The sequence below is a fragment of the Rhodanobacter hydrolyticus genome, assembly GCF_044904645.1.
Genome location: NZ_JADIKK010000008.1, coordinates 3,838,764 through 3,858,934 on the forward strand (window position 1 = coordinate 3,838,764; position 20,171 = coordinate 3,858,934).

Here is a 20,171-nt window from a genome sequence, read left to right on the forward strand (position 1 = left end):
GCTTTGGTCCTTGTTGCTCGTCGATAAAATGAAACGGTACTGAAACAGTATCTAGCCGATGCCGTATCGGACGCCCACGAAGGCGATGACGCCAAGCACCAGCGGAACAGGCCAGGGCATCGATGCGAATAGCTCGAAGCCACCACTCGTGCGCTTTGCCATGCTTCTCTCCTTCCGTTGGAATGCTGAAGTCAAACGAGACCGTGTAGCGTCGGGTTCCTTGCTCTGAACTCCGATTGGCCGGGAAGTGAACCTGACCTCATTGGGCTGCCCTAATATAGCTACTCCTCACTTCGTACTTGATTGGCCAAGGCAGGGGGATGCGTGGACGTCTTGTCTGACACGGTGCATTCGCTGGAAAGCGTTCCGGCACGACTCGACCGGCTCTATCGCACGATGCCGGCGTCCTACTGGGACTGGAAACCGGCTTCGTGGGAGGCCTGCCCAGGGGAGGAATTTTCCTTTCGCGAACATGCTTGCCACATGCTCGACTTCGACACCTTGGTCTATCACGTTCGCATACAGCGAACACGCGACGAGAGTCACCCCAGGTTCGAGCGTGTCTTCGGCAACGAACTCGCTGCAAAGCGCCGCTACTCGGAAATCCATCCGCTCGAGGCCATCGCGGATTTCGTGGCCGCCCGCAAGGCGACGGTGGCCACGATCAAGGCGCTGGACGACCTGCAACTTCAGCGCAAGGCGGACTTGGCGCAATACGGCGAGATCACTCTCGCTGGCCTGGTTCACCTGCTGTGCGATCACGATTCGCGCCATTTGGCGTGCATGCATTGGTTGCTTGCCAAGCTGGCATGCAGCGGCCGTCCCATTTGATTTGCGAAGGTCAAGCCGATGGCTCCGACCATCGCGTCAGTTCAGGGGGCGGGTCATCGCCGTGCTATCGCCTGCATCTGCAACACCCACATTTGCTTCTGCGGATCACTGCCGAATCGCGCGACAAATTCACGGACAGTCTGGTCCAGGCCGTCGCGTGGCTGTTGCTTCTGGATATTGGCACGCAGGAACCAACCGCGCGGATCATCGGGTGTCAATTGCATCAGGCGGTTCGCGACGATCCAGCCTTTATCCCAATCATGGGTTACGTTGACATAGATGTCGCCAAGGGCGGAGAGCGTCCACGTGTCGGAAGGATTCAGCCGCAGAGCCTGTTCGAAGTCGTCCGCAGCGTGGGTGGCATCCCCCAGTGCGCGGTAAGCCTGGCCGCGCACGTCGTAAGCGGTTTCGTCTTGTGGCGCCTGTTTGATCAGGGCGTTGCCTTCGGCCAACCCCCAGCGCGGTTGACCTAGCTGGATCAGGTCGAACGCACGACTCTCGCGATGATCCTGGCTGCTGGGATTGAAGCGCAGCAACTCCGAACGGTAAACCACGGACAGTGCCAGGTTGTTGCGGTTACGCGCTGCCCAACCGGCGCTCATCAGCATGCGCACAGGAGCGGCCTCGGCAAAGAGGTGACGGTAAAGGTCCTCCTCGGCGGCGGGATCACAGGCGCAGTCTTCCACATACGCCTCGCCACCCGTGCGCTCAGAGAGCAACAGCCGCAATAGCGGATTCTGTCCAGCGTGTCGTTGGGCATCATCGATGATGCGTTGCATCCGGGCTACGTTACCGCCCCATTTCGGCTGACTCATCCATACCAGCCGCGCATAGATGGGATAGCTGGCCGGGTCCGCGGCCAGCCCGCGCTTGGCCGCGCTCAGTGCGTAGGCGTCATCACCCTCCAGCGCGGCCGCAAAGATCATGGCGTTGTAGGTCGGCGTCAGCTGCGGGTCCAGCACTGCGGCCCGATCGAGATCAGTACGCCCCAATTGCAGCAGGTGATGCATCGCATCGAACGCGTCACTGGATGTTTTCGAGACATATTCGCTACCGCGCTGATGTTGTGCCATTGCCACATAAGCCGCACCGCTGGCCGCTAGTGCGTAGGGGCTGTCGGGCGACTGCCTTTTCCAGGCGTCCATCAAAGCGCGTGTATCGTCGGAGCCTTCGGCAAAGACGATGTTATAGGTGCGATCCAACATGCTCTGCGCATCCGGCCGGGTAAGCTGAGCCTGCTTGGCCTCGGCCAAACGGCGTTCCAGCTCGGCTGCATGGCCGTTCTCGATCAGCTCGCGTGCTGCCGCTGCCGTGACGACGGGGTCCAGCATGTAATGGCAGTACGCCGTCGTCACGGTCTTCGACCATTGCACTCCGGGCGGCTCCGGATAGGCCAGGCAACGCTGCAAAGGGTCGTCGATCCCGTCTGCCCGACGCGCGTCACTGAGGAAGTGCTCGAACTGCGCCGTAGTGAAGGCCTGCACCGTAGTCAAGGCCGGTAGTATCGGTTGCGTCCTGATCAACCGCAGCGGGGGTGCTACTACCACTGTCGGCGTCAAACGCGCCAAGTACACAGACCATCCTAGTGCACCGCCGATCGCGACCAAGCCAGCCGCCAGCAACCAACGCATCCGTGACGTCATGTCTCTCCCCCTTTGTTGTTGGCCTAACGGCCATCCCAAAGGTGGAGCATAGCGCGACGACTTGACAGGAACGTACGCTCAAAATGGGTACAGGGCTAGGTACTTCCGCCACAGTGGTGCCGCTCTCGGCCTGGTGCAGGACGAACGCAATTTGCTCTCCGGTGAGTTGGCGCAATACGGCGAGATCACTTTCGGTGGCCTGGTTCACCTGCTGTGCGATCACGATTCGCGCCATTTGGCGTGCATGCATTGGTTGCTTGCCAAGCTGGCATGCAGCGGCCATCCCATTTGATTTGCGAAGATCAAAGCGAACCTGGCCCAGTTCGTGTGTTGCTGCCTGCAACGATCCCGACTAACGCTGCGAATCGGGCTTGCACCAACTCGAACTCTCGGCCAGTCCAGTGCGAAATCTGCGCTGTGTCACAGGGACGGGCTGTCCCGTCGAACCGGAGGCGAGCACTTCGTCTACGGCAAGGTAGCAACGCTGGATGCCGTCTTCCGTTACCGCGTGCGCAACGTAGCGTTTGCCGCGCTCCGGAATGAAGGTGCCGATGGCCGGGCAGGTGCCCCAGCTATTTCCGACGTCGACGGAAATGGTGATGGGTTGGCCGCCCTTCACGTTGATCCACTTCGGCGGGCCGGCCACCCCGCCGGAAACCCATTGCCGGCCCGCGCAGGTCTCCACATCACGATAGACGTGGGTGGCGAGTGTGTACTCCGGCTTTCCAATCATCAGCAGCTGGGCGGTGTCGCTGCTTGCGGGCGGCGATGCATATTGCGGCACGCAGGATGTCAGAAGCACGGTCGCACAAAGCATCCCAGCTATCGGCGTCAGTTTCATGAAGTACCCCCTGATATCGACGCTACATTAAGAGAGTCGGTGCGCTTTGGCCAAGCGGCGTTTCCGGCTGATCCCTGAGATATCTGGAGGCGTACCGGCTAGTTTCCGCGCGTTGGTCATTGACGATCGGTGCTATCGGTCATCGCGAAGCGGGGCAGGCCAAGGGCGCGGAGATGGATGCAGAGAACCATCTCTCGACGCCCTCTCTGAAGTGGTTTGCAGCTCATTCGCCTCCGCGGAAATGGAACGACACCACGTCCCAATGCTGCACGTCGCTGGATGCGAAGGTCATCTTGGCTACCGTCTGCGCCGCATTCGCGCTGAAAGCCGGGTATTTGCTGGGCTTGAGGCTATCGATTGCAACAATGCGCCCTGACGTATCCACCAAGACTTTCTCCCAGGCGTCAACAGTGACCGGCCTACCATTCGCGTCTGTAGGCCACGGCTGGTCGACTCCCGGTACCTCCCTTGCTTGCGTGGGTGAAATCGTGAACTGCTTGCCTGACACCAGCGCCAGCTCCGCAGGGGAAACGCCGGGTACCGGCTGTGGCTGGCACTCCCTGTGGGGCGGCACAGGCGGCAATGCCACTGATGGGGTTCCTTCTGGTACGAAATTCACGGGAACTCGAGCATAGGCGGAGGCAAAAAATCCATTCTTTATCTCCGGGTTGTACTGTGACGTAGTCGTACGCCTTAGCGCGGAAGCATCCAACGCATCGTTGCCGCTGCTTTTCTCGATGCAGGCTTCTACCGCGACTCCGTGATAATCGACGAGTATCAGCAATACGGTTTCCCCGGTAACGATGTTTCCATCGGCGTCCAGCGGCCATGGCGCACCATCAAGCATGGCCCGATGCCGTGACGGCGGAACACATCCCGCCAAGCCAGCCAAAAGCGCCAAAACGATCCATCCCTTGCGCATCACAGCGTCCCCTTTCTTTGTTGGATAACAGCGCGACAACGAGTGAGGCTAACCTATCAGGATGCTGCTTTGGTGGCTTCTGGGTAGCCATATGAGGCACCCCTCGATCAGGTCGACGAGGAGGCCTCACAACCATTGCGCTTGCTCTCGTCGATCGGTGGCTGCACGCCTGCCAGGGCCGAAGCGATAGCTATCACCAAAGAGTTCGCCGCCCATGACAGCGTGACTCAAACCCAATCGCCTGCGGCAACGCCAAGCCGGGCCGGTTCATAATGGGCCCAGCTCAATCAGGGCGGCGGCTCGTCGCATGAAACAGGATCTGCTTCCGAGTGAGGATCGAGGCGCACTCACTCCTGGCGCGTATCCGCGGAGCTATCGCACCCCAGTTTCTTTTCGCCTGTGGCGATTGGGCCTGGCGATGGCCTTTCTTTACATCCTCCACGTCATCACCCAGGTGGTGCTTCCTGTGCACCAGACCAGTGACCGTCTGGCATACGCATTGATCCTCTTGATCCTGATCGGTTGCGTGACGGCCTGCCTAAGGTCGGTCGTCGTCATGAAAAAGGTCGAGCTGACCGTTACGTCGCTTATCGTCACCCAGACGTTCTCCAGGACGGTACGCATGCTGCGCAAGGATATCGCTGCGTGCTATCTGACCCGTACGCGATGGATGTGCGTCGTCGTCAAGCACCGGAATCCAAGGGTGGCGTCCATCCGGCTGTTCTACCTGAATTACGATGACGCGTTCTGGGATTGGTTTGCCGACATTCCCGGCGAACGCGATGCACGCGGCCAGAGTTGGTGGTCCAGGCCGCAATGGTGGGCGCACGCCTGCGGCTTCAAACGAAGTAGCGATGACCGGCCAAATTCACTTGTCTGGTGCGCTCTGCTTGCGGATACACCGGTTGCTTCCCAATGCCCCCGTTTTCGATGGACGCCACGGCCACGGGAGCGGCCGTCATCGCCCTCACACCACGAACCGGAACGCTGCGCCATCGCGAACAACGTGGCCAGCAGTTGGTGCGGCAAAGTGGGTGCCGATGACCAGCAGGGGCTGGTCGGCCCATTCGGCAAAGAGGCGCGAACGGGTGAGCACGGCGGCTTCCGGGTCGTCGTCACCGAATACCCAGTCGGGGTGCGCCAGTTGGCAAGGGTGGTGGGTCATGTCGCCGGTGATCACCGCGCGCGCGCCCTCGGATTCGATCAGCACGCTGACGTGTCCCGGTGTGTGGCCGATGGAAGGCGTGAGCCGGACTTCCGGCGATATCACGTGGTCCAGCTCCACCAATTGCATGAGCCCGGCATCGAAGACCGGTTGGATGCTGTCGCCGAGCATCGCCTGTTGCTCGGCGTCGTCATGGTGGCGCCAGAAGTCGTATTCCTGCCGGCCGATGAGGTAGCGCGCCTTCGGGAAGGTCGGCACCCACTGACCGTTTTCGAGCATGGTGTTCCAGCCGACATGGTCGACATGCAGATGCGTGCATACCACGGCGTCGACACCCTCGCGCGACCAGCCGACTTCGCCCAGCTGCTCCAGAAACGGCGTCGACAAGGGTTGGTCGCCGGTGATCTCGCGTGGCCGGTCGTTGCCGATGCAGGTGTCGACGACCAGCTTCAACCCTGGCGCTTCGACCAGCAGCGCATGGATGCTGAGCTTCAGCGTGCTGTCGTCCTCGCTGACGAAGTGCGGATACAGCCATGGCGACTTGCGCAGCTCAGCCGTCGTGGCCTGTCGCAGGCAGGCAATCGGCACCGGCAAATCCATCTCGACAACGCGGGTGATCTTCACTCGACCGACTTGCCAGCTCAGCATTGCGTTCGCCTCATCGCAAGGGTCAACTCCAAAATGGAGTCAGGTTTATTTCTTGGCTGGGCACTCACGGCGGGGAGTGTCAGAGCTGAAGAAACTGGGGTTATTGAACCGGCGTTCTGGCGAACCACGCCTTCCGGGACTCGCAGGTCTCCATGGCGCGCTGGTAGCCTGCGCGTGCGCTGGTGCGGGCGAGATAGGCTTTCTCTGTTTCGCCGAGGGCGATGCCTGCGCCATGTTGCGCCAACTCCAGCGCGTACGTCACCGAGATGTCGGCGGCCGTGAACCTGTCACCGGCGAGGTAGGGCGTGCGCGCCAGCTGCCGCGTCACCAGACCCAGTCGTGTTTGGAAAACGTCCAGCGCCTGACCGGCGCTCCAGTTCTCCCGCTCGGACTCCGGCGCGAAACTGCGCGCGCCGACGACGAAGTAGACGGAGGCCGCGAGGCCGGCTTCGCCAAGGTGGAGGAACTGCTGGTAAGCAGGGAACGCCGGATCGTGCGGGGCGGGTGCCAGCGGCGTGGGCCCGTAGCGGGCCATCAGGTACTCCATGATCGCGATGGACTCGACCATGGTGACGTCGCCGTCCCGGATCGCCGGGATGAAGCCGGCGGGGTTGATGGCCAGGAACTCCGGGTCGTTCTCAACGCCGGCCAGAAGATCCACCGGTCGCAGCCGGTGCGCGAGTCCCATCTCTTCCAGCAGCCAGACGACCCGGAAGCCTCTTCCCTCGCCAAAGACCGTAATCATCGTTCGTCATCCTCCTGAGTTCGGCCTTGTCGGCCCTACGACAGGATGACGAACGGGGTCTCCAGAAATCGACATTGGCTACTCGCGGTCGCGTCGTCGAACGCCCAAGGGCCGACGGCTCTAGCTCGAAAGTCAGCGGGTCACCTTCGGGGAGGGGCGGGAGCACGTGAATTCCAAAACGGGGTCAGGTGCGTTTGTTGCTTCCGAATTGGGGGCGTTGGCGGCACACCAGTGGTTACGCCGATCGGTGGGCCATGAATGTCATCCGTCGACCGTTACAGGTGCTCGGCCCTGGAAACGGATCGGCGCTGGAACGCACTTGTGAGCGAATTTGCCCATTGTTAGATTGCCGCCTCCCCGTGTGGGGCGAGCCGAACGACAACAAGGATGCGGTGTATGAAGCCAGTGGTGCGCGTGTCGATTCTGCGGTGTGCTCCGGAGCACTTCGCCGAGCTCCGGCAAATGGCGGCGGAGGCCGATTCCGTCCTGCGTCCCGGCATAGAGGCCATGGACGGATTGCTGTCCTTCTATTTCGGGGCGGATGAGGCGACATCTTCGTTGACGAATGTCAGCCTTTGGACCAGCCTCGAAGCCGCCAAGCAGCTGGACACGTTCCAGCCGATGCTTGATCTGGGGAAACCCTTCATCGCAAAGGGGGCGACGTTCGAGCGCCCCATCATGAACTATGCGACGTTGTGGCAGCTGAAGGGCTCCGCCTCGTCCGGCGAAGCGGCGGCGTAACGATTCGTCACCATCGGGTTTACCGGGAGTCTCAGCGCTCAACCCGAACGGTCGAATCAGACGTCGCCGATCAGAATCCAGGCGGCCGCTCCCCGGCCACAGCCACCTTCGCCTCCAGCGCACGGCCGACGCGGCCCAGCGTGCCTTCCTCGAACAGCCGGCCGATCAGGGTGATGCCGTAGGGCACGCGGTGCGGCTTGGCCAGCTTCGGCAGCGGGTGGCTCGGGTCGGGCGCCCAGTCGCTGCGCACCTGGTCCACTTCGACGAAGCCGGTGCACAGGGTGAGCGAGGGCTGGCCGGTCATGTTGGAGATCACCATCATCTCGTCGCGCAGCGAAGGCACCAGTAGCAGGTCCACTTCGCCCATCACGCGTTCCATCTCCTTCGCCACTTTGCGGCGCAGGCGGTCGGCTTGCACGAAGTCTACGGCGGAGAGGAAGCGCGATTCGCGGAACAGGTTGGGCCAGCCGTCCGGGGTCTGCACGCGCATCTGGTCGGCGGCGCCGGAGAGCGTGAGTTCTTCGAAGGCGGCGGCGGCCTCGGCGAACAGCAGCACGTTGAGGTCGTCGTAGGGCCAGTCGGGCAGGGACACTTCGGTGGGCACCAGGCCAAGCGCGCGCAGTTGATCGAGTGCGGCGCGGTCCAGGTCGGTGGCCGGCGCTTCCTTCATCCAGCCAGGGAAGTAACCGACCTTGAGGCCCTTGATCGGGGTGGCCGCGTCGTAGTCCAGGTGCGCTGGCACGCTGGCGCTGTCGCCTGGGTCGGTGCCGCGGATGGCGTTGAGCACCAGCAGGGTGTCTTCCACCGAGCGGGCGATGGGGCCAAGCTTGTCCATCGTCCAGCACAGCGTCATGGCGCCGGTGCGCGGCACGCGGCCGTAGGTGGGGCGCAGGCCGGTGGTGCCGCAGCGCATGCATGGGCTGATGATGCTGCCCTGGGTTTCGCTGCCGATGGCGAACGCCACCAGGCCGGCCGCTGTGGCCGAGGCAGGGCCGGCGCTGGAGCCGGAGGCGCCTTCCTTGAGCAGCCACGGGTTCATGGTCTGGCCGCCGAACCAGATGTCGTTGAGCGCCAGTGCGCCCAGGCTGAGTTTGGCCACCAGCACTGCGCCTGCCTCGTTGAGCTTGCGGGTGACCGCGCCGTCGTCTTTCGGCATGCGGTGGCGGAACGGCTCGGCGCCGTAGGTGGTGGCGATGCCGGCGGTGTCGAGCAGGTCCTTCGCACCCCACGGGATGCCGTGCAGCGGGCCGCGGTAATGGCCGGCGGCGATCTCCTTGTCCGCCTGCGCGGCCTGCGCCAGCGCGTGGTCCTCGCACAGGGTGATGACGCAGCGCAGTTGCGGGTCGAAGTGCTTCAGGCGTGCGAGATAGATCTTGGTCAGCCGGGTGGAAGTGAGCTTGCGTGCGTGGATCCACGCGCCAAGCTGGGCGACGGAGGCGAAGGCGATGTCCTCGTCCTCCGCCGGCAGCGCCGAGGCCGCCACGGTGGACGGCGCGAAGCGGTCGTGCGCAGGTCCGACATGCGCACGGCCCATCGCAGGGAACCAGGTAGTGGCGGGGGCCAGCCCTTCTTCCAGCGCCACCTTGCGCGGGCCGGTGCGGCGCTCCAGCAGCGCGGCCATGGAGGTGGGCCAGTTGGCCACGGCCATCGCGCGCTGCGCTTCGGTCATGCTCACCTGCGCCAGCTTTTCCGCCTCGACGAAGGTAGCCGTGGTGAGCTTCGGCCCCGCCGGCGGCGCGGTGTTGAAGGCGCCGGGCGAGCCGGGCGGTGGCGTGCCCGGAGCGGGGTTCTCGCCGGTCTGCGCCAACGCGCCGCCAGCCACCATGGCACCCAGCAGGCCCAGCGGTGCCTGGGTGAGGAAATCGCGACGAGTTTTCATGGTTCTCCCCGATGCGCCACCAGCGGAAGCGCGTTGCAGTCGAATCCGGCGAGGATGCAGCTTGGAAAAGATGTCGGAGCCTCTTACTTCGCCGCCGGAAGAGGCTCTGGACCGTCTTGATCCTTTATGTCGCGGCCGGAGGCGTCGATGCCGACGTCGTCGCGGCCGGCGACGACGTGGTGGTCGCACCTGCGGGTTGCGTGGGCTGCGCGCCCCCAGCCTCGAATTGCCCGACCTGCAGGGCGAACGGCGCCCGTTGTCCAGCCGGCATCGCCGCCGGATCGGCATACACCTCAATCATGTAGGTCGTCGCCGTCGTCTTCGCCACTGAGTCGGACCAGGTATTCGTCGCGGTCGTGCTGGTGTCGGCCAGCTTTTGGTGGGTCTGGTCCTCCACCTTGAAATGCACCTGGGGATTGCTCGAGACGAGATTGACGGCGACCGTCATGCCTGCCGCGATGGAAACGGTGAAGTCGTGTGCGGTAGCGCCAGAAGCCAGGCTGCCGTCTTCTTCCGCCCAGGGCTTGTTGGGCTGGAACGTCACGGCGGTCGTCGGGGGACGCAGGTCTTCGGCACCGTATTGCCCGATCTGCAAGGCGTATTTCGCGGTTTCGTCGCGATCTACCGCGGCAGGGTCCATGTAGACCTGGATCGTGTACGTGGTGGCCGTCGCGTTTGGAGTCGACCAGGTGGAGACGCCCGTTTTATGGGAGTCGAGCACTTGTTGGTCGTGGCCCTGGTCGTTCACCTTGAAATACACGTTCGCATTGCTGCTGATGAGGTTGACCTGCAAGGTCTTGCCTGCCGCGACCGCTACCGTGTAGTCCTGCGAGCCGTCGGCATGGTCGAGATGACCGATTTCCTGCGCCCAGACACTGTTTGCCTCGAAGGTCACCGTGACCGGCGTGGCGGCAAAGGCGGGCAGCGCCATGCAGGCAGCGGCCACGCCGAGGCTCACTCCCATGGCGGTGCTGCGGAGAAAATGGAAACGTGGCATGTATGGAATCCTCGCGTTGTTTGGAATTCGGTTGTCAAAGAGGGGAGAAGGTATCAGGGATACCCTGACGATGGTTGCGGGCTTGGGATGAAGCTGCCAATGAGTCTGTATAGATGGTCGCGGCAAGGCCGGGAAGGGACGCTGCTAGGCGTAGCCCGGCTTCCGTGTTTCGAACGTTCCGACAATTAAGTTTCCCCGATACTTTTTTGCTTTGCCCGGGTGCCTGGAATTTCGCCAGGCCTCCTACGCCAGCGCCTTGCCGAGCAACATCTCATAAAGCTGCAACCGTAGCCTGACGTTGATCTGCAGCACGCTCAGACAGTAGCCAAAAACCAGCGCAAAGATCAGGACGATCTCCAGCCAGTTGGGATGAGGTGGCCATTGCATGTCCTTGAACTGCAGGTAGAGCGCGATGACGACGGGCAGGGCGCCAAGCTTCTCGATGCTGCCGGTGAGCATGGGAAGTTTCTCTTTCATGCGCGCGTGCCGGTAGACGACGAACTCGCTCAGCTCTTCGCGTTGGTCAAGCGGGAAGGTGCGTAGCCAGCCGACAAGCTCCAGATGACTGGGTAAATCGAAATCCAGTTGTGCTGCGAACTCGCGTCGTACGTTGGCGAATGCCGGCCACTTCTTGGGCATATCGGAGAGGAGGGCGATAACGACGCCCACGATCTCTACGGCTACGCCGATAGAGCCGAGGATGACCGTGTAGATTGCGTTACTCGGAAGCAGCTTGACGCTGAAGAGGCCAAGCAGCGCACCCGCAATGGCAGCTGCGAATCCCCACCTAGCTTTCAGCGGCAGTATCGTCGGAGCTTCAGGAAATTGGGGCAGTGCGTCGATCTTTGCGTTCAATGCAGCAAACGTGAGCCTGGGTGATTCCAACACGTCTGGTTGCATCTTCGCGGTCGCGTCGATGCTTCCTTCCATGTGCATAGCCATGTCTCCCCCCATGTCGATGCCGGACCGGCCGGTGTGACGAAGTCAGTTATTCCAGATAGCCCGCCCGTTTGCGAGCCACGGGATGCTGCGATAGGTGTCGGCGACCAGCCAGACGCCGGCGGTGATCAGGAAGGAAATGATGAGGGCGGTGGTTGCCGTACGACCGGTGTAAAGATCGGGCCCCCAATAGGTGACGGTAATGATGCCCAGCATGGCGGCTTCCGCCGTCGCCGCGAGCCGCGGCCAGACACCGAACAGCAAAGCCAGGCAGGTCGCGATGCTGCCGACACCGGTCAGGCAGGCCCAGGCCATGGGCCAGGGCAACCATTGCAGCCAGGGTTGCATGACGTGGTCGCCGAATTTCACCGCATCCACGATGACCTCGACGCCGATCATGGGCAATGCGACGACAAGCAGCCAGCGCGCCGCGCGAAGGCCACGGGGCCCGACAGCGAATCCAAGACGCCGCGCGTTGCCGACGCCGGCCTGCTCGACGAACAGGCACCACGCACCTGCCGTGATGATGGCGATCTCGCCGAAACTGCCCCAATTGCCGACTTCCTGCGGCGCCTGCACCACGCCGGGAATTTCCAGCAGCGCCAGCCACAGCATCATGTATGGAAACAGCGCTCTGCAGGTTGGCGGCAGCGTGCGTTTCAGCAGGAGACCGATGCCTAGCGCCAGTTCGACAAAGGCGCAGGCATAGGCGACGGCGGTGCGCGTCGGCGGGTGATGGATGGGAACCTGTTGCCACGCAAGGGCGAAGTCACCGTTGACGAGGCCCGTCACACCCAAGGCGATCATGGCGGCGGCGAACAATAGACGACTGTGTTGCAGCGTCGTGTTCATGTGGTCATCTTCCAGTCGATGGCTCGCGGCTGCGTGGCTAGCAGCCGCGATTCGGTACGGTATTGGCGTTCCCCCGGCAACTCCGGAATAGACGGAGCCACAACAGCATACGCTTCGGATCGGGGCCGGCGGGAATCAAATCTTTCCCGGCTGAATGTCGGATTGCGTCATGGCCCATCGCGCCAGCGCCATTGGCAGCGCCACAAAAAGCGACCCCGTTGTCCGACACACTTTTGATTGCGCCGATCGGATCAAACCGCACGAATCAGGACACCGCCGGACGCTCATCGGCTGCCGCTTCTTAGCCTTCCATGCTTGGCCGGCACGGCTCGACGTGCCTTCCTGGAACGGCCGGCCGAGCGGTCGCTGCGTACCGGGGTACTCCCACGAATCCGTTGCGCACGACCGGCGGTGATGCAGCACGAACCACGTTCGCAGCGTTCGCGTCGCGACGTGCAGCTTCACGCATCATCAGCTTCCGATTCACCGGGAGAGTTCCGCTAGCCAGATAGGTGGGGCCGAAGACGGCGCGGCCAACTTGGGAACGATCTCGATTCAAATCGTCCTGGCGCCTGTTGCACGCTACGGCGCCGGTATGGCGTGTTGTTGCCGGCTGTCGAACACGACGGATGTTTCCACGCGCAGCACGACGTCGTGACGATTGAAATGCTCGGAGATGATCGCTTTCAAATGCTGCATGTCGCGTACGGCAACGGCGACAATCAGATCGGAGCGACCCGACACCAGGAATACGCTGCGCACCTCTGGAAGGGTGGCGGTGGTACTGACGAAGTCGTCGACCACGCCGATTTCCAGTTTGCCGAGCTGCACGAACAGCACGGCCTCCAATGCGAGCCCGATCGCCTCGAGATTTACCTCGGCGTGAGCGCCCAGCAAGACTCCGCGCGCCCTGAGGGATTTGATCCGCTCATGGCAGCTTGACGCTGCCAGACCTACCGATGCCGCGATCTGCTTGTTGGATAGCCAGGCGTCCTTCGCCAAAAGGTGCAGGATGGCGAAATCTGTTCGGTCGAGGTCAGTCGCGGCGGCCATGGTTACGAAATCAATTCGATTGACGGTTTATTGATCCTAATGACATTCTGAAGTCATGACAAATATCCGAATATTTTTTGCCTTTGTGGCCATCATCTGCCTGCCATGGGCCGTCCACGCCACTCCGCTGGCCGTGTGCAGTGCTGCCTCCAACCCTCTTCCTGCCGCCGCAGCGACGAACGACGCCGTTGCCCAGCGCCTGATCGCGGAAGAACGGGCCAGCTGGAACTTGGCGATCCAGCGCAACGCCAGTGCTTACCAGGCCTTTCATGCCCCGGACTTCATCACGCTTACCGAGAGTGGCGTGGTGGGAAGGGGCGCCAGCGAGGAATCTGCCATGGATGCGCAGGTGCGCTTCGATCAATGTGCGCTCTCGGGATTCGAGGTTCGCTTCGTCGCGCAGAATGCCGCGCTCGTCACCTATCGCGTGGTGGCGGCGGGCCTCGATCACGGGAAAGCCTTCCGGCTCGACAGCTACGCCTCGTCTTTGTGGATGAAGCGGAAGGGTGCCTGGTTGAATGTGTTCTACCAGGCGACACCCGCGTCAAAGCAGTAAGCGCGCAATGCAATACGTACCACCCTGCGGTTCTGCAAGTCGACCTTGCCACTTGCTTCTCGATGCTCGGGGTGCCCGTAGCGACACTCAGAATGGATGCTGCCGGTAAAACTGCTCGAGTTGCCGATAGACGTCCGGCAGCTGCTGACGCAAGACTGCCGGGCTCTCGAAAAACTGCTCGCTAGCTACCGCAAAGAATTCGGCCGGGCTCTCCAGGGCATACGGGTCGAGCGGCAACTCGGTGCCGTTGCGTTGCTGCTCCTGCAGGTGATCCCACGCGCTGGAGAAAACCCGTGTCCACACGCGGCGGTCCATGCGACGGTGCAGGGGCGGAAAGCCGTTGGCGTCCCCGTTGAGCAGATCGAGCTTGTGCGCCATTTCGTGGATCACCACGTTGTGCCCCGGCTTCTTCCCGGCATTCAGCACATCCGCCCACGACAGGATCACCGGCCCGCGCCCCCACGCCTCGCCGGCCAGCGCGGTGGCGGTCTGGTGAACCACGCCTGCGGCATCGGTTTTTGTACGGTGCGGTACGAAGGCGTCCGGGTAGACGATGACGCTGTGCCAACCGTCGTACCAGTCCAGGCCCAGTTTCAGTATGGGTACGCAGGCGTGCGCCGCGAGCAGGACACGGTCGGCGTCGTCGAGCTGCAAGCCCTTGGTCGGTTCCAGCGACTTGCTGTCCAGGAACAGCGTTGCCAGCACGCGCAGCGCGGCCTGGTCGGAAGCCCCCAGCGCACGTGCCACGGCGCATCGTCGGAGCGCGTCCTGCCATAGCGGTTCGGCGATCGGGTGCCGGGCGACGAGGCGGCGTACGCGCCAGTTTCTGATTTTGTCGAGCATGGCCACGTGGACAGGGCAGATGGCCAAGAGCATCAGGGCGGAGTGCGCTTTCTCAAGGAAGAGGCAGGGCGGGGCGCGCTTCCTTCGGTACAGGTCCGGGTTCGCAAGATTTTGCATGCCGATCATTCCTGGTCGGTCCGTTGGTACGACGGGCCAGCTGCATCGGGCCGGCATAGCCAGGGCGATCGAAGAAAATGCGGCTCGGAGGGGCGCGTTTGGCCGGTACGCGGCTGGGAATGGGCCTGGCCCCGTTGGCCCGCTTCCGGGCCTGCATGATGCCGCGGCACGGTGCGGCACGAACCCGGGCGACCACGCTCCGCCACTCGGCGGCAGTTCTGGTATGTTGCCGCGATAGCCAGGCTTGCATGGCTACTGTTGCGGTGCGGCTTCGTCGCGTATCGCTGCCGGACTGTCCACGATCGCGCACGCGCGCGTTCGCGCCCGGTCCAACGAGGGGGAGCCATGGGCCACGAGAAGTCACGCTCTAGCGTTTCAATCGGCGCGGTCGACTGGAGCGATCCGCTTCTGAGTTCGCTGCTGGAGAAAGCCGACAGCTGGCGGCTGGAGAATCGCAGCAACCTGCCGCCGCAGGAAGTGCGGATCCACATCAACACGGACTGGGTGAAGGCCAGCACGATCAGCAAGCCAGCGCTGATGGTCGCCCGGAACGAGACCACCATGGTGCTGGTGACGCGCTTCCCCGTCCCGCTGGGAGAGCGCCTGAGGGTCGACAGCCAGCAGGACGATGGCGCCGCCCATATGGGTTGGGGACAGGTGGTCGAAGTGCGCGAGGGGTATCGGGCTGAAGACCATGAGCATGGCCTGTTCCTGAACTGGTTGCGCATCGATTGAAGTGTTGATGCGCGGCGTGGCCGTCATGGTGCGGCGTGCTCGCGGCGCCATCGCCCGCTGAGAGTTTGCCGCTACTTTGTCTGACTTGGAAAAGCGGACTGGGATCCACTTGCCGTAAGGACTCCGTCGGCATGACCGGTGCGACACGGCGGTCAGAGCGCGCTTATGGCGGCAGACGAGTCGGAACCCATCAATCTGAAAGGAAGGTGCCGGATGTGCAGGAGGCTCGTTGTCGCCGCGTTCCTTATGTTCAGCGGTGTGCTTTACGCCGCCGATTCCAGCAGTGGCAGCAACGCAAACGAACTCATGCCGCCGCATTGGCTGAGCATCGAGTATGGCGGCGATTACTACGCAAGCAAGCTGGGCGATTTTCCGTTTTCCGTGCAGGCTCCTTATCTGGACGAACCGGCAGCAGGTGTGCAACCCGATGATCTGCCGGACCACGGTGCGAAGTTGCGCAGCATCCGCCAGGCGTTCGCCGACGGTTTTCGCGAAGGTCTGGCGAAGGAGCAGGGAAGCACCGCATGCGGGAGGAACGGTCACTCGCGCCTGTTCTACTGGGTGTTGTTCAAAGACGGCACGTACATACAGGGAATAGCGAAAGACGTAGTCACCCTGAAACACGTTCCCGCCGCGTGGCACTGGGCGCCGACTTTCCCTGAAACGGGCACCACGGCCTACAACGTGGCAAACATGCGGATCGCCGGGCTGGTTCTCGGTTCGATGTATCGCCAACCTTGCGCCGACGATGCGCAATTTCTCGCCATGGGGCATGGCCAGTTGTATCTGGCGCATCACTCGCTCACAGGTGAGCCGCCGGCTCCACCCGCGCCGCCGCCACCGCCGCCATCGATGGTTCGTTAAGGGAAAAGGTGTCGGGACAATGCCTGGCGGGTGTCGGCCGGCGCGTACGACGTGCGGGTGCGGCGTGCAGTGACATCGAACAGTTGGAGGGCGATGCCATGGGGCATCGCCCTCGTTGTCCTTGTCGCTTTTTGTCGGATTGGCGTGGGCGATACGTGCGCGCTTCGATCTACGATTTTCGCCCTGTGACCTTGGCCTGCTTCTCGTAGGCCTGCAGCACTTCCGCTGCCAGCATCGGGGGCATGCACCCCTGGAGATTGGTCAGCACGATGGCCGTGAGATGGCTCCTGGGAATCGTGGTGATCCACACGGCAGCGCCACCGCCCGAGGACACGCTGGACTCTCCCGTCGCAGGCAGCGGATAGGGCATCAACTCCAAGCCGAAGTCGCCCGCAGACCCGTCGTGGAGTTTGTAGGGCGTGCCCATCATGGCCAGGGTTTCCGGCTTGATGACCTTTCCGCTCCAGAGCGCGGATTCCCATTTCGCTATCGCGCCGATGTTCGCGTTGAGCCCCGCTGCGGGCGACAGGAACTCGGGAATGCCTTTCGATCCGAAGGCGTGGATGCCGGACGTGGACTCCACGGGCCGGCCCTTGGCATCCAGTTGCAGCTTCGAGCGATCGGACGTCGGCTCCAGCGTGGTGTAGAGCGACGCGCGTCCCGGGATCACCTCCCAGGAATCGCCCCAGTGCATATCGGTGATGCCGAGAGGCTTGAGGAGACGATCATCGATGTAAGTCCTGAAGGGCTTGCCAGTGACGCGCTCGATCACTTCCGCCAACAGCATGTATTCGGTCTGGTTGTAGACCGTTTTTGCACCGGGTTCGCCCACCGGGCGGGTGACCAGCAGCTTCATCAACTCGGCCTGCGTGCCCGCCAGCGGCGTGACGTTGACGTCGTCGGCGGCAACCGCATCGGGCAGGCCTGATGTGTGCGAGAGGCAATGCCGCAGGGTCACCGCACCCCAGCTGGCCGGAAGCTCCGGCAAGTAGCTGCGGACGGGTTTGTCCAGCGACAGTTTGCCCTCTTGCACCAGGGTCATGATCGCGACCGCGGTGAACTCCTTGGTGGTGGAAGCGAGTGTGTACTGCGTGTCGTTGGTTACCGGCACGCCAAGCTCGACGCTGGCCAGGCCGTAGTTGGACTCCTTCACCACCTTGCCGTCTTCGATGATGGCAACGGAGGCGCCGGGGATCTTGTGAGCCTGCATGTACTGCTTGACGGCCTGATCGACTTCATCGCCGGACGTCATCGGAGTGGCGACAGCCGCATTTGCGTGGAGCGCCGCGATGGAGAGAACAATCGCCACAGCCAATGTGACTTTAGACATGGACTCAATTCCTTTGGGTTGGCCGAGCGCAGAGTCGCCGGCGGTGCCCATGGAAGTTCATCGGGGCGCGGGCGCACATGTGCCAGAAGGAGCCGTGCCAAAAGTCGTGTGCACTTGACTAGAGGGTCGTTCTTTTTCGTTCGAATCGTTTGGACGTCCATTTCAAGCGAAGAAGCTTGCGCAGCGGAAAGGCGCTGGAAGATCGTGTTTCTGCGTCCAGGGGCGAGGGAGAGTGTCGGACTCGACCAGGTGTGCATGGGGCGAAGAGGGGGGGCGAGTGGGTTCGCCGCGGCGTCCGCATGGTCCTCGCGATCTTTTGCCCGACGCCGCGGAAATCGGGAAGGTTTGCAGCCGGTGCCGCAGATACATGGTTGCTGCCCGCACACCCGATCTGTGGCTGCCCGGCTGCAAGCCTTCCCGATCTCACGCCACGGTCTATGACTGTCGTCGCGCGCGGTGGTTCCCGGAAGGAAAGCGCCGGGATTCGCGCATCAGTGCAAGCCCGTGCTCGCGGAAGCCGCCGGCGTGGACGACTCGGCGGCAGCACGCCTGGCCGTATCGGCCGGGCACCAGGTCTTGAGGCGCTTGCCTGCACGGAACAGATCGATGCACTCCCGCATCTCGGCCTTGAAGGCCAGGTCGGGCGTGTCTATCGGACAGCCGTCCGACAGCGGCTTGGTGTCGTTGTACTCGGCGATGCAGGTGGACAACGGCGGAAGCTTGGCTGGATGCGGATCGGCAGCCAGCGGTGGCGGCGGCAGATTGAGGCGCTCGTCGCCATCCTTGGGCGAGGGTGGCGGGGGCGACACGCCGCAAAGCAGGTTGGAAGCGGTGCTGCGCTTGCTGGGGTCGCACACGCTTTTGGCGATCGCCTGGATGGCATCGCCGATATGGCGACCTACCGCACCGCCGGCCGTCTCGTTAGGCGGCGGGAAGTATTTTTCGAAACGGGTTGCCTTGTAGTGCATGTGGTTGCTGTCGTGCTGCATGATCCGGCGATCGTCCGCCGGTTTGGCCGGCTTGGTCTCGGCGCTTGCTGCGGTCGAGGTGTCCGTCAGCGAGGACGGCAGCCGTATCGATCCGTCCTTGGCGAACAGGCTGCTGGTGTCCGGCGTAGCTGCGGAGGCCGCCGGCACAGGCGCCGCTGAATGATCCTGCACGACCATCGCGTCACGACGCGATTTCTCGTGCGACACGGGGCGAGCGGGTGGGGCTGCAATCTGTTGTTGCGGTACTGGCTTTGGCAGTGCGAGTGGCGCAGGCGCCGATACGGCGCGTGGCGTGCTGGAACGGTCCAGCAGGCGCACGATCAGCACTTGATCGCCATCGGCAGATACTGCCGCCGGATGTTGCGGCGCGAGCTGCATCGCGTACCACATCATCCATGCGAACACTGCGTGCAGTGCCAATACCGAGGCCAGCACGAGCACCCGCGTCTGACGCGTCAGCCCTGGTTGTCGCCAGCGCCGCTGACTCAAGTTCGCACGTGTTTCGCCGTCGAGCCAGGCCAGGCCGCGCGTACGATCCCCCTCGCGTTGATGTAGGCCCTGCCCGGAACGTTCGATGACAAAGCCTCATTCAAGCCGATTGCCCGCGCAAACTTACGCATGTCGTCAGCGCGTGTCGCGACCGACACCGGTAGACAAATTTTTTCACCAAGGGTTCCGTGCGGATTGGCGTGGTGCCTCGTTGGCGCTTTGTACATCTACGTGCCGGTCACCATGCTAGCCTTCTGACCACCTCACCCACTGTACCGGTGACGCGCCATGCTAACCGTCCACCACCTCAACAACTCGCGCTCCCAGCGCGTGCTCTGGCTGTTGCAGGAACTGGACGTCCCCTACGAGATCCGCAAGTACCAGCGCGATCCGAAGACGATGCTGGCGCCGTCGGAGCTGCGGGCGGTCCATCCGCTGGGCAAGTCACCGTTGATCGAGGATGGCGGCCAAGTGATCGCGGAGTCGGGAGCGATCGTCGACTACCTCGTCGACCGCTACGACACGGGCCGCCTGGCACCGCCGCGCGGCACGCCGGAAAGGCTGCGCTTCAACTATTGGCTGCATTACGCCGAGGGTTCGGCCATGCCGCCGCTGCTGCTCAAGCTGGTGGCGATGCGCATCGCCACGGCGCCCATGTCGTTCTTCGCCAGGCCGATCGCGCAGCGGATCGCCGGCAAGTTGCAGTCGGCCTTCGTCGATCCGCAACTGGCGTTGCACCTGGATTACGTCAACAACGAGCTGGCGCAGACTGGCTGGTTCGTGGGTGACGAATTCAGTGCGGCCGACATCCAGATGAGCTTTCCGATGGAAGTGGCCATGGCGCGCAGCGGATTGGGCGGCAGGCTGCCGCATGTCGCCGCTTTCGTGAACCGCGTGCAGCAACGGCCGGCCTATCGCCGCGCGCTGGAGCGCGGCGGCCCTTACGCGCTGAGCTGACTGCGTCGACCCGGATGTAATCGGACAGAGCCCTC

General features: G+C 63.0%; 19 protein-coding genes. 6 read left to right on the plus strand and 13 right to left on the minus strand.

The window, feature by feature from the left end:
• Positions 1-324 precede the first annotated feature (324 nt).
• Positions 325-831, plus strand: a complete 507-nt coding sequence (locus tag ISP25_RS19765; RefSeq protein ID WP_404616111.1) for a DinB family protein — start codon at positions 325-327, stop codon at positions 829-831.
• A gap of 53 nt (positions 832-884) precedes the next feature.
• On the opposite strand, the gene ISP25_RS19770 is transcribed toward ISP25_RS19765, so the two are convergent.
• The 5 genes from ISP25_RS19770 to ISP25_RS19790 all read right to left on the minus strand — a co-directional run bounded on the left by ISP25_RS19770 (position 885) and on the right by ISP25_RS19790 (position 6,795).
• Positions 885-2,324 carry a tetratricopeptide repeat protein gene (locus ISP25_RS19770; RefSeq protein WP_404616112.1) on the minus strand — a complete coding sequence of 480 codons (1,440 nt, stop codon included), beginning with the start codon at positions 2,322-2,324 and terminating at the stop codon, positions 885-887.
• Between the two features lie 502 nt (positions 2,325-2,826).
• Complete coding sequence (locus ISP25_RS19775) at positions 2,827-3,315, minus strand: hypothetical protein (RefSeq protein ID WP_404616113.1); 489 nt, start codon at positions 3,313-3,315, stop codon at positions 2,827-2,829.
• Between the two features lie 223 nt (positions 3,316-3,538).
• The gene (locus ISP25_RS19780; protein ID WP_404616114.1) at positions 3,539-4,237 is read right to left on the minus strand and encodes an energy transducer TonB family protein; all 699 of its coding nucleotides are present in this window, start codon (positions 4,235-4,237) and stop codon (positions 3,539-3,541) included.
• A 967-nt stretch (positions 4,238-5,204) separates the two neighbouring features.
• On the minus strand, positions 5,205-6,050 hold the full coding sequence (locus ISP25_RS19785) for an MBL fold metallo-hydrolase (protein ID WP_404616115.1): 846 nt from the start codon (positions 6,048-6,050) through the stop codon (positions 5,205-5,207).
• Between the two features lie 100 nt (positions 6,051-6,150).
• Positions 6,151-6,795, minus strand: coding sequence for a glutathione S-transferase family protein (locus ISP25_RS19790; protein ID WP_404616116.1), 645 nt, complete (start codon positions 6,793-6,795; stop codon positions 6,151-6,153).
• 396 nt (positions 6,796-7,191) lie between these two features.
• On the opposite strand from ISP25_RS19790, the gene ISP25_RS19795 reads away from it, so the two are divergent.
• Complete coding sequence (locus tag ISP25_RS19795) at positions 7,192-7,536, plus strand: hypothetical protein (RefSeq protein WP_192156301.1); 345 nt, start codon at positions 7,192-7,194, stop codon at positions 7,534-7,536.
• Between the two features lie 70 nt (positions 7,537-7,606).
• Here the strand turns inward: ISP25_RS19795 and ISP25_RS19800 are convergent, their stop codons facing one another.
• The 5 genes from ISP25_RS19800 to ISP25_RS19820 form a co-directional block, all read right to left on the minus strand.
• Complete coding sequence (locus ISP25_RS19800; protein ID WP_404616117.1) at positions 7,607-9,415, minus strand: amidase; 1,809 nt, start codon at positions 9,413-9,415, stop codon at positions 7,607-7,609.
• Positions 9,416-9,539: 124 nt separating this feature from the next.
• The gene (locus ISP25_RS19805) at positions 9,540-10,412 is read right to left on the minus strand and encodes a hypothetical protein (RefSeq protein ID WP_404616118.1); all 873 of its coding nucleotides are present in this window, start codon (positions 10,410-10,412) and stop codon (positions 9,540-9,542) included.
• A 243-nt stretch (positions 10,413-10,655) separates the two neighbouring features.
• A complete protein-coding gene (locus ISP25_RS19810) occupies positions 10,656-11,342 on the minus strand; it encodes a hypothetical protein (RefSeq protein WP_404616119.1) in 687 nt (228 codons plus the stop codon).
• Positions 11,343-11,396: 54 nt separating this feature from the next.
• The gene (locus ISP25_RS19815; RefSeq protein WP_404616120.1) at positions 11,397-12,203 is read right to left on the minus strand and encodes a hypothetical protein; all 807 of its coding nucleotides are present in this window, start codon (positions 12,201-12,203) and stop codon (positions 11,397-11,399) included.
• A gap of 582 nt (positions 12,204-12,785) precedes the next feature.
• A complete protein-coding gene (locus ISP25_RS19820; protein WP_192156286.1) occupies positions 12,786-13,256 on the minus strand; it encodes an Lrp/AsnC family transcriptional regulator in 471 nt (156 codons plus the stop codon).
• Positions 13,257-13,311: 55 nt separating this feature from the next.
• On the opposite strand from ISP25_RS19820, the gene ISP25_RS19825 reads away from it, so the two are divergent.
• Positions 13,312-13,812, plus strand: coding sequence for a DUF4440 domain-containing protein (locus ISP25_RS19825; RefSeq protein ID WP_404616121.1), 501 nt, complete (start codon positions 13,312-13,314; stop codon positions 13,810-13,812).
• A gap of 87 nt (positions 13,813-13,899) precedes the next feature.
• On the opposite strand, the gene ISP25_RS19830 is transcribed toward ISP25_RS19825, so the two are convergent.
• Positions 13,900-14,688, minus strand: coding sequence for a M90 family metallopeptidase (locus ISP25_RS19830; protein WP_404616349.1), 789 nt, complete (start codon positions 14,686-14,688; stop codon positions 13,900-13,902).
• A 429-nt stretch (positions 14,689-15,117) separates the two neighbouring features.
• Here ISP25_RS19830 and ISP25_RS19835 point away from each other — a divergent pair, with 429 nt between their 5' ends.
• Both ISP25_RS19835 and ISP25_RS19840 read left to right on the plus strand, forming a co-directional pair.
• Positions 15,118-15,507, plus strand: a complete 390-nt coding sequence (locus ISP25_RS19835) for a hypothetical protein (RefSeq protein ID WP_192156279.1) — start codon at positions 15,118-15,120, stop codon at positions 15,505-15,507.
• 165 nt (positions 15,508-15,672) lie between these two features.
• Positions 15,673-16,371, plus strand: a complete 699-nt coding sequence (locus ISP25_RS19840) for a hypothetical protein (RefSeq protein ID WP_404616122.1) — start codon at positions 15,673-15,675, stop codon at positions 16,369-16,371.
• Between the two features lie 169 nt (positions 16,372-16,540).
• On the opposite strand, the gene ISP25_RS19845 is transcribed toward ISP25_RS19840, so the two are convergent.
• Positions 16,541-17,752, minus strand: a complete 1,212-nt coding sequence (locus ISP25_RS19845) for a serine hydrolase domain-containing protein (protein ID WP_404616123.1) — start codon at positions 17,750-17,752, stop codon at positions 16,541-16,543.
• Positions 17,753-18,192: 440 nt separating this feature from the next.
• Positions 18,193-19,125, minus strand: coding sequence for a hypothetical protein (locus ISP25_RS19850; protein ID WP_404616124.1), 933 nt, complete (start codon positions 19,123-19,125; stop codon positions 18,193-18,195).
• Positions 19,126-19,467: 342 nt separating this feature from the next.
• Between ISP25_RS19850 and ISP25_RS19855 the strand changes: the two genes are divergently transcribed.
• On the plus strand, positions 19,468-20,136 hold the full coding sequence (locus tag ISP25_RS19855) for a glutathione S-transferase (RefSeq protein WP_404616125.1): 669 nt from the start codon (positions 19,468-19,470) through the stop codon (positions 20,134-20,136).
• The last annotated feature ends 35 nt before the right edge of the window (positions 20,137-20,171 follow it).